The 3,694-nt window shown below is 55.2% G+C and carries 3 protein-coding genes and 1 pseudogene; 1 reads left to right on the top strand and 3 read right to left on the bottom strand.

Annotated elements, in window-relative coordinates; genetic code table 11:
* Positions 1-649: alpha/beta fold hydrolase (locus B3Z49_RS02225; protein WP_296987972.1), on the bottom strand; the 649-nt coding region annotated here is incomplete at its 3' end.
* Between the two features lie 109 nt (positions 650-758).
* The gene (locus B3Z49_RS02220; RefSeq protein ID WP_296987971.1) at positions 759-1,580 is read right to left on the bottom strand and encodes a hypothetical protein; all 822 of its coding nucleotides are present in this window, start codon (positions 1,578-1,580) and stop codon (positions 759-761) included.
* Between the two features lie 181 nt (positions 1,581-1,761).
* On the opposite strand from B3Z49_RS02220, the gene B3Z49_RS02215 reads away from it, so the two are divergent.
* A complete protein-coding gene (locus B3Z49_RS02215; protein ID WP_296987969.1) occupies positions 1,762-3,240 on the top strand; it encodes a M48 family metalloprotease in 1,479 nt (492 codons plus the stop codon).
* 100 nt (positions 3,241-3,340) lie between these two features.
* Here B3Z49_RS02215 and B3Z49_RS02210 read toward each other — a convergent pair.
* A pseudogene (locus B3Z49_RS02210) lies at positions 3,341-3,694 on the bottom strand (hypothetical protein); the annotation flags it as partial.

The following is a 3,694-nucleotide window of genomic DNA, read 5'->3' as shown; positions in this document are numbered from 1 at the left end:
CTTCGACCAGACCATCATCAGGCAGAAGCGTACAGCATGTCGCCTCATAGGCTGACCACACGCGCGCTGCATCAATGGCCGCGTCTTCACCATCCTTGCCAGAGAAGATATCGGCATAACGGTCAAGCAAGGGCTGATAACCGGGATTGTCTTTGAAACCAGCAGCATCAAGGAAGCGGCGCTCTGCCTCGGGGAAGAACCGCCCCATGCCTTCCATGAACCATTTGATTTCGGATGTCGTGCCAAGAAAGATACCGCGCAGGACAAAGCCTGTGACGCGTTCCGGGCAAGCCTGACCATAGGCCAACGCCAAAGTCGACCCCCACGAGCCCCCAAACACCAGCCAGCGATCAATGCCGCGCTCCTTGCGCAGGGCTTCGATATCGCTAATCAGATGGTCGGTCGTGTTATTTTCAAGGCTGCCGAACGGGCGTGATTTTCCGGCCCCGCGCTGATCAAATAAAATCACACGGTACTTTTCCGGATCAAAGAAGCGGCGGCTGTTATGGGAAATACCCGCACCCGGACCGCCATGCAGGAAGATGACCGGCAGCCCATCGGGGCTACCAACTTCTTCCCAGTAAATCTCGTGACCGTCTTCACGAGGTAACCAACCCGACTGATGGGGCGAAATTTCGGGATAGAGCACGCGAAGGACCTTTTCTGTATTAAATGGGACGCTGTCTTTTCGCCGGTGGCGGCGCGTACAAGAAGTCGCATAAACAACGGTATAAGAACAAGCTCTATTGCGCCTGCGACTAACGGGCGAGGCAGAGCCAGAACGGGTTTTCAAGTGTGATGTAAGGGCCTCCGCGATTTTCAATCACGCCACGTACCCGAACGTCCTGCCCGACCCAGTCCTGCAGGATGTCTTGAAAGTCTTCGCCATTGGCGAATGCATCGCGCAAGGTGGCGTCCAATGCGATGGTGAAATCTTCGCGCCAGTTCGATCCGAAGTTAAGGTAACTGCGCCATTCCTGATGTTCGATGCTTCTGATCGTTCCATCAATCACGGCAAATCTGCCGATTGCATCACGCGCGGTCGGGATATTCTCTGCCCCCGTATCATGGGCCCGCACGTAATAAGCTGTCTCTGGCCCAAGATCGGACCATATGCCAGACTGATTGTTTATTGCGGCGTCCTCAATCCCGACCAGCTCTGACACATCCTGACCGCTCTCAGGAACAAGCATCGCGAGACCGTCAGCCAGAAGCTCAACGCGCCAGTCACCGATTACTTGATCTTCAATACGAACCGGTATTCGTCCGAGAAAATCTGGTTGTTCGGCCAGCGGCGTGACCGAAACCTTGTTGGCACTCGCCTGTTCCAGCCATACCCGTCCCGCATCTTCATATCCTGGTACAAACGCAATATCTGCCAACCGAAATGATTTACCCGGCAGCTCGGCGGCAGTGAGTGCATCAACCGCTTCAATATTGAGCTGCACATCACGCCAAACCGGCCTCGGATCCGTTGATAGCAGCTTTTTAGCATCACCCGCGATGATGTCAGTCCCACAGCGCCAATCGGCGGCCATCACGGGTAGATTGCCCCCGCAAAAGACGACAACAAGCAGCATGAATGTGCATTTACGCCACACCAATGTCGATCCGGCCCAAAAATTTCCCCATTTTTGATGCTTTATCGGTGAATGCGAAAAGATTGAATGATCAAGGAACACGCGCTACCAATTCCCGGTTGGTTTCGCAAATATATTGCGCCACAGCTTACGCGGCCAAAGGACACGAGGAAAGATATCAATGGGCTGGCTGAACTTTCGTTCACATAAACATATTGCAGGCGTGCTTGCAGCGATTGCGCTGAGCACTGCCGTTGCCGGATGTTCGACCAACCGGGCGACAGGCGAAGACAGCTTTACGGCCTTCATGTCGCCCGAGCAGGAAAAACAGATCGGCTCGCAGGAACATCCGAAAATGGTGAAGGAATTCGGTGGTCAATACACCGAAAAGGACCTGCAGACCTATGTGACAGAAGTCGGCGAAAAGCTGGTCGCGGTTTCGGAAACCCCGAACGAGAAATTCACCTTCACGGTCCTCGATTCCCCGGTTGTCAACGCCTTTGCCCTGCCCGGCGGATACGTGTATATCACGCGCGGTCTGGCGGCCCTTGCCACCAACGAGGCAGAATTGGCAGGCGTCCTTGCCCATGAGATCGGCCACGTGGTTGCCCGTCATTCCGCACAACGTTATAGCCGTGGGGTACTGACGCAAATTCTGGCGGGTGGTCTGGCCGTTGCCGTTGGAAACGGTGCTGGCGAGTTAATCGGGACCGGGGCAAACGCATATCTCAAGTCCTTCTCGCGCGAACATGAATTCGAAGCCGACATGCTTGGCATTCGCTATATCACGCGTGCGGGTTATGACCCGGATGCCATGGCGACCTTCCTTGAAAAGCTTCGTGCCCATTCACGACTTCAGGCCAAACTTGCCGGCAGGTCACCTGACGATGTCGATCAGTATGATTTCATGGCAACCCACCCCCGCACGCTTGATCGTATTGAACAGGCCCATCAAAGTGCCAATGTCACTGCGGTTGCCAATCCGGAAAGTGGTGCTGTGCGCTATATGACAGCAATTGACGGTATTCTGTATGGCGACGGCCCGGATCAGGGTTATGTCCGGGGCCAGGAATTTGTCCACGTGCCATTGAATTTCCGGTTTGAAGTCCCCGATGGCTTCACAATGACCAACCAGCCAAATGCCGTTATCGCCCGCGATGGCAAAGGTGCCCAGATCATCTTCGAGGGCGCGCCGGGCGCAAAGGACATGCGCCTTGATAGCTATCTTCAAAACGGGTTCTCGAAACAGATCGCCATCCGCAATATCGAGATGCTCGACATCGAAGGCCAGGAAGCTGCCACCGGCAGTGCTGATATCTCATTGCGTTCGGGGCCTGCACGCCTACGCGTCGTTGTAATCCGTCATGGCAGCTCGGCCTATCAGTTCCTGTTTGTCACGCCACTTGATCAGGCTGATAGCTATAACCTGCCGCTGCGCCGCACGACCTATAGCTTCCGCCCGCTCACCGATCGGGAAAAGAAGATCTATACCCCGCTTCGCATCAAGGTACGTGCGGTAAACCCGGAATATGACCTGCAGACCTTTATTGACGACATGGAAGTCGACAAGGCACCGGCTGATGTCTTTGCCACCATCAACGGCCTTCGCGATGGGCAGGCCCCGGCTGTCGGGTCACTGGTCAAGGTGGTTCGCCACTAAAACGCCAAGCGATCCAACCCCAAAAACGACAAAAGGCAGCAAATTGATGCTGCCTTTTTCTTTTTCGATTGCTCACTTCCCCGAGGGGATAACAGAAAGTCTAGCTGCTTGTGATCTGTTCGATGACCGCACCTTGGCCATCAAGGGCGACCGCGATCAAATGACCACCGCGGCCTGCACCACCATCCAGCGACAGGGTAAATTCACGTTCCTGCAAGCCCGTCTGGCCTTGGGATGCACCGCGCACAATACGAGCACAGTCGTAATACCGTTCGGTGATGGCTTCAAACATTGACCCACCCCACCAGAAGGTATCCGTCTGGCCTGTCAGCGGCCGCGAACCATCCAGCCCGGTATGAACAAAGATCAGGCGCCCATCTGTCGAATAGGCCGCGTGCTTGAGATCAGACATCAATGCGTTATGGCCACTATGGCGGCGCACGGCATCCGCAAA

This window comes from Thalassospira sp. UBA1131 (assembly GCF_002311515.1).
In the GTDB taxonomy this organism is placed as follows: Bacteria; Pseudomonadota; Alphaproteobacteria; order Rhodospirillales; family Thalassospiraceae; genus Thalassospira.
The sequence above is the reverse complement of the archived record's forward strand: the minus strand, read 5'-3'. Positions and strand labels throughout refer to the sequence as shown.